We start from the raw sequence: 6,454 nt of genomic DNA on the forward strand, positions 1-6,454 counted from the left end.
ACCTCGCGCGTGGCGCAGCGGCTGAGCCAGCTGTTCTCGAACGTCTCGCTCAGCGGAACCGGCGCGTACACCGGCACCACACAGTCCGTCCGGAAAGCAACCGGGCCGGCACTTTGCGAGAACGAGGAACCGCACTCCTGACGCACATAGAACTCATATTCAGTGGCGGGCGCCAGGCCGGAAATAGTGGCGTTGGTGTCTGTGATGCCGGTAATCTGCTGGCTGCCTGCTCCGCCGGGCACAAAGCCGGCAGGGCCATACACTACAGTATAAGGCCCCGGGCCGGCGCTGGCCCAGGCCACACGTGCTGCAGTGGCGGTAATGCTCAGCACTTGCAGCCCCACCGGAACCAGACAGTTGCTCAGCAACTCCACCTGCACGTTGTCGAGGCCGATATCAGAAGTGAATGCCGTGGTGACTTTGGCCCGGAAACGAATAACGCTGGTAGCGGAGGTACCCGTCAGGTTGAGGTTCTGCGGCTCGAAGCCTAGTGCGCCTGAGTTGCTGGTGCCGAGCTTCAGCAGGTCGGCCCCAAACGTAGTGCCGCCGTCCTCAGACACGGATACAAATAAGGAGTCGTTGCCAGCAGTATTCACGTAATCGAACAGCAGACGCTTGGTGCCGGCCGCGCTCAGGTCTACAAACAGGTCGAGTACGCCAACGGCATTGGCCCCAGCGTGGTAGCTATGAAAGCGAGCTGAACGGCTGCTTCGGCTTCCGGCCGGCGTATACTCGCCGGAAGAAGGGCTGGTCCAGCCGGCCGAAAGGCCGTCGTCGTCGCGGCGCCAGGCGCCGTTGCCGGCGGCGGGCGTGTTGCGCCAGTTGGTAGTGGGCACGTCGTTGGTGCTGCAGCCGCTGGCCCAGGTATTTTCGAAGCTTTCCGCGATGGGCAGCGCCGCATACACGGGCGGGAGGCAGGCCGTAGTCAGACTGACGGGGCCGGCTACGGGGCTGGTGCTGCTGCCGCATTCCTGCCGCACATAGAACTGATACGCTGTATTCGGCGTCAGCCCCGTGATGCTTACGGTGGGGCTGGTAGTTGTGAGAGTAGTGCCTCCGGTGGCCGGATTGAAGGCCGGGGCACCATAAATAACGGAGAAACTGCCGCCGGCTGTCCCCGGCACAAAGCTCAGGGTGGCTCCGGTAGTCGTGACGCTGCCTACACTCAGGCTGGTGGGCGGGGCGCAGGCAGGAGCCACGCCAATGGTCACGATGTAGTCTTCGGTTTCGCCGGAACCGAAATTGGTGCAGGCGTCTTCCGGTCCGTTTACGTTGCTAATCAGGCGGCTGCGAATGCGCAAACCGGTAGCACCCAGCGGCGCTGCTGGGGGAATAGTGATGGTGACGGTAGCGGGCTGCCCAACCGGGCTGGCAGTGGTTACCAATATCCACTCCGAAGCATCGAACGTGCCGTTCTGGTCGAAATCCAGCCACGCCGAGATGCTGGCGGCTTCCGGCGTCGTGACGGCCAGCTGATAGGTGAGGCCGCGGAACAGCGTGGTAGTGGTAGTGCCGGAAGCCGAATACGCCGTGTAGCCACTGCCGCTGCTGATGCTGCAGCCGGAGTTGAGGTTGTTGAGCGTGGAAAGCGTAACCGAGGAGATATTGGCGCTGCCCGGACCGCAGTAAGCGCCCAGGTCGGTGCTGCAGTAGGCAGCAGTAGAGGTGGTAGTGAATTTCACCAGCGGGCAGCCAACCGCCGGCCCGTTGACGTTGCGCGGCACAATCTGATAGTAGTAATCGGTGCCGGGCAGCAACGCAGCCGGTTCGTACGAAGTGGTTGATTGGTTGCCGATAAACGTAAGCGGAACGGCCGTGCCGAAGTACACATCATAGCTGGTAGCACCACCGCCGCCACCAGCCCAGGTGATGGTGGGCGTGCGTACCACGCCAGTCGTATTGTTGGCCGGCGCAAGGCTGGTAGCGCAGTCTGGCGCCGCACTCAGGGCGTCCAGTGCCACGTTATCGAGGCCAATATCGGAGGTAAACTCCGTGGTAACTCTGCCCTGAAAACGAACAACTGCGGTAGCCGAGGAGGCCGTAATAACAACACTTTGCGGCACGAACCCCTGGCCGGCATTGCCGCTCAGGCCCAGCCGGAGCACTGGTGCCCCAAACGTGGCGCCACCATCCGTGGAAACCAGAACCGCCAGGGAGTCGTTGCCAGCCGTATTCACGTAGTCGAAGGTCAATACCTTGCGGCCGGGCGCACTCAGGTTCACGTACAGGTCGAGGTTGCCAACTGCGCCGGCGCCGGCATAGAAGCTGTGGAATCGGGCTGAATGTGCGCTTTGGCTGCCAGCAGGCGTGTAGCTGCCCGCCGAAGGGCTGGTCCAGCCGGCCGACACTCCGTCGTCTTCGCGGCGCCAGGCACCGTTGCCCGCCAAGGGGTTGGTACGCCAGCTGGCCGCGGCGGCGTCCCGAGTGCCGCACGCGTCGGTCCAGGAAGCTTCAAAGGTCTGGGTAAGGGGCAGCGTGGCGTAAGCAGGCACATTCACGGATACCTGCGCCGGCACTGATACAGCCGACTGCCCGCTGCACGTCAGGCGGGCGCGGTAATAGCGCGTAGCCGTGAGCAGCCCCGTAGTATAAGTGGGGCCGGTGGCCGCCGCAATATCGGTGTAGGTAGCGCCGGTAGCTGATTCCTGCCACTGATAGGCCATACCGGTACCGTAGGAAGCACCCTGCAACGACAACGTAACCTGCGCACCGGCACAAACCGCCGCCGCAGAAGCCCGCGTGGTGCCAGCCACGGGCGGCGCCGCGCAAACGTTGCCGGGCGTATACGTCACCCGCAAGGTTGGGCGGCGGTTACCGTATGAGGCTGCTGTGAGGGTAGTGGTGCCAGACTGGGCGGCGCTGGTAGCGGCACCCAGGGCCAGGCCTGCAGCCGGGTTTGTCACGAAGCTCACGGCTCCTGATGCGCTGCCCTGCTTTTCCCAGTCGGTGAGCACCAGCAGATTGCCGCCGGTATACGTGAAAGGCTGCGGCAGCGCAATGCTGAAGTAGTCGCCGGCCGCGCCGGTTATCTGCTGCATAGCAGAAGTGTAAACCGGCGCGGCAGTAGCGGCTAGTGTGCCCCAGGTCTGGCTGCTGCCCAGCCCGGTCAGCGTGGAGTTTTCGAGCAGCACGCCAAATCGGTTGGCGCCTGTAATAGTCCCGGCATCTGATTTCAGCCAGGCCAAAGCCGTGATGCGCGCCCCGGGCGGCACGCCCAGCTCAGCCGCAGTATACAGGTGCGCATAACGCGAATAGTTGAAGCTGGAAGCCGCGTCGTTGCCCGACCGATACACCGGCCCGAACTGGTAGGCACTGGTAGCCGGCGCCACCACCGGCACGGCTGTAGAGCCTACGGCAATGGTCTGGCCCCGGGCTCCGGCAGCTCCGAACAGCCAAAGCGCCACCAGCCACCACCTGCGCCCGACTACGGCAGCAAGAAAAGCGGATGGTAGAGCAGGTAGAGGTGAAATCATCAGGACGGAGTAATAGGTGCCGAAGGCTGCCTCACAAGGGCCGGCTGCCAGTTTTCCCTAAAGATAAGGCAGGTAATTTGTTAGCCTCCGGCTGGCTGGCCGAAACGCATTAGGCCAGCCAGCAGGCTGTGCGCTGGCTGCTAGTTCGCCGTTTCTACGCCGTACGGATTGTGCTGCCGAATTTCCAGAAACCGCTCGGGCGCGGCCAGAGGCGCAAATCCAAACTGCTTGTAGAGGCCATGCGCATCCAGCGTAGCCAGCATACGCCGGCGCAGGCCCTGCAACTCCGGCTGTGCCCACACCACTTCCATCAGCCATTTGGAGAGGCCTCTCCCCCGATACGCTGGCAACACAAATACGTCGCAGAGCCAGGCAAACGTGGCGTAGTCGGTGACGACGCGCGCAAAACCGGCCTGCTGCTCGTCGGGAGCATACACTCCGAAGCAGAGTGAGTTAGCAATGGCCTTTTCAAGCAGTTCCCGCGGCATATTCTTCGCCCAGTAAGACTCTTCCGCCAAGTATTGATGAATAGCGGCTACGTCCAGGCGGGCAGGGTCGGTGCTGATGGTGAATCCTTCGGGGTGCTGCGAATCGAGAACGGACATAGGGAATGGATGCGGTGGAGGCAGGAGGCCAGGCGGCTGATAAGCAGATGGCCCTGAGCAAATTTACATGCACGCCGCAGATTAGATTCTCATCCAAGCAAGGCGAATATCCGTTTATACCTCTCACAATATATTCCATTCACGCTCAATCAATTCTGCCCATGAAACGCATTGCTACGCTACTCTTGCTGGCGGGGCTGGCTGCACCGGCCGGTGCCCAACAGAACCCGGCCCTGGCCACCTATTCAGTCGGGACTACCACGCTTACTCTCTCGGCCCTGAGCACCGGGCTCGACACGCCTTGGGAAATTCTGTGGGGCCCCGACGGTTTTTTGTGGATGACGGAGCGCGGCGGCCGCATCAGCCGGGTAAATGCCACTACCGGCCAGGTACTCCCGCTGCTGACAGTGGCTGACGTAACGGAAACCGGCGAAAGTGGCCTGCTGGGCATGGCATTGCACCCCGATTTCAGCGCCAATCCTTACGTATATGTTGTGTACAACTACACGGAGGGTGGCGCGCTGAAGGAAAAGCTGGTGCGGTTCACCTACTCGGCTACGGCTGGAACGCTGGCCAGCCCGCTGACGCTGCTCGGCAATCTGCCGGCTACTACCACCCACAGCGGTTCGCGCCTGCTTATTCTGCCCGACCAGACTCTGCTCATGACTACTGGTGATGCGCAGCTGCAGCCTGAGGCGCAGAACATAGGCTCGCTGAACGGCAAAATTCTGCGGCTGAACCTCGACGGCACTATACCAGCCAACAACCCGACGCCCGGCAGTGCGGTGTACACGCTGGGGCACCGCAATCCGCAGGGACTCGTGCGGGCGCTTTCCGGACGCCTGTACAGCTCAGAGCACGGCCCCAACAACGACGATGAAGTCAATCTGATTGAGCCCGGCCGCAACTATGGCTGGCCGAACGTAGAAGGCTTCTGCAACCTGCCCGCCGAGCAAACCTTCTGCAGTGCCAATAACGTGCGTGAGCCGCTGGTTGCCTACACTCCCACTCTGGCGGTAGCCGGCATTGCGGCTTATCAAAACCCCGCCATTCCGCAATGGAGCAACTCATTGCTGATGGTCAGCCTGAAAGCAGGCGCCCTTACTCATCTTCAGTTGAACACTGCCGGCGACCAGGTAACCAGCCAGAGCAACATCTGGGCGGGCACCTACGGCCGGCTGCGCGCCATCTGCGTGTCGCCGCAGGGCCGCATCTACATCGGCACCAGCAACCGCGACGGGCGCACCACTCCTGGCCCCACCGATGACCGGATTCTGGTGTTGGAAAACCGGGCGTACACTCCCAACTCAGTACGCAACGGCCGCGCCAATGCCCTCGTGGTCTGGCCAAATCCGGCCTCCGGCTCGTTCTCAATAAAGCTACCAGAACCCGCTACCAGCCCGCTCGAAGTGCGCGACGCCCTGGGCCGGACTGTGCAGACGGTAGCCTTGACCGGGCGCCGGGAAGGCAATGTTGATATCCGACAGCTACAGGCAGGGCTATACACCGTACACACGCAGCTTAGCGGCACCCGGTTTACGCAACGCCTGCTGGTGCAGTAGACCACTTAGGCAGAAACGAAAAAGAGCGGCGCTAGGCGCCGCTCTTTTTATTAATACCCACTCAGGTTCAGGTTAGTCGAGGACTACTTTGCGGGTGATGGTGTTCTGGCCGATCTGCAGACGGAGGGTGTAGAAGCCTTTGGCCAAGCTCTGCACCGGCAGCGCCTGGTCTACAGCGCCACCGCGTACGGTTACATCCTGCGTCATCACGCGCTGGCCCAGTGCGTTCAGCAGCTCTGCTTTCACCAGGTTAGTGCTCGTTACGCCGCGCAGGCTCAGATTCAGGGTGCCGTTGTGGCTGGGGTTCGGATACACAGTCACTTCACCCTGAGCCAGCTGGCCTACACCGGTCGAGAGAACGTTGCCCACCGCAATGGTGAAGGCACCTTGCGGGTCGCTCGAGCCGAAGCCGGAAACCGAAACGTAGTAGGTAGTACCGGCCGTCAGGGCAGGCAGCAGCAATTGAGGAGCCTGTGTATTGGGCCCTACACCGCCCTGGCAGCCAAGCTGCGTGAACGGACCGTTGCAGGTAGCTGCCGAGAACAGACGTACCTGGCCAGCCGGATTGCCGATTACCCGCACCGCGAGGCCACTGGTAGAAGCGGGTGCCTCAAAGCGGAACCATACGTCTTTCGGGTTGGCGGCCGTTGAGCAGCCTGGGTTGGAGTAGCCGTTGGCCGTGGTGGCCGTAGCACCTAAGGTAGAAGCGGCCAGCGGAGCACCACCGATAGAGAGAGAAGTAGCATTGCAGGGCTCGTCGTTGAGGGTGGGCGGCAGCAGGGTCGTGAAGCCGGCCGTCACCGGCACCGAGCTC

4 protein-coding genes are annotated in these 6,454 nt (G+C 62.2%); 1 reads left to right on the plus strand and 3 read right to left on the minus strand.

The annotated features are described in order from the left end of the window. Both BUE15_RS21015 and BUE15_RS21020 read right to left on the minus strand, forming a co-directional pair. Positions 1-3,473: GEVED domain-containing protein (locus BUE15_RS21015; RefSeq protein ID WP_139252483.1), on the minus strand; the 3,473-nt coding region annotated here is incomplete at its 3' end. Positions 3,474-3,613: 140 nt separating this feature from the next. Continuing rightward, positions 3,614-4,078, minus strand: coding sequence for a GNAT family N-acetyltransferase (locus BUE15_RS21020; RefSeq protein ID WP_073289208.1), 465 nt, complete (start codon positions 4,076-4,078; stop codon positions 3,614-3,616). A 161-nt stretch (positions 4,079-4,239) separates the two neighbouring features. Between BUE15_RS21020 and BUE15_RS21025 the strand changes: the two genes are divergently transcribed. Further along, the gene (locus BUE15_RS21025) at positions 4,240-5,640 is read left to right on the plus strand and encodes a PQQ-dependent sugar dehydrogenase (RefSeq protein WP_073289210.1); all 1,401 of its coding nucleotides are present in this window, start codon (positions 4,240-4,242) and stop codon (positions 5,638-5,640) included. Positions 5,641-5,712: 72 nt separating this feature from the next. Here BUE15_RS21025 and BUE15_RS21030 read toward each other — a convergent pair. Beyond that, a partial coding sequence (locus BUE15_RS21030; RefSeq protein WP_139252484.1) for a T9SS type A sorting domain-containing protein occupies positions 5,713-6,454 on the minus strand: 742 nt, incomplete at its 5' end.

Origin of the sequence: Hymenobacter psychrotolerans DSM 18569 (assembly GCF_900142395.1) — a bacterium.
Classification (GTDB): Bacteria; Bacteroidota; Bacteroidia; order Cytophagales; family Hymenobacteraceae; genus Hymenobacter; species Hymenobacter psychrotolerans.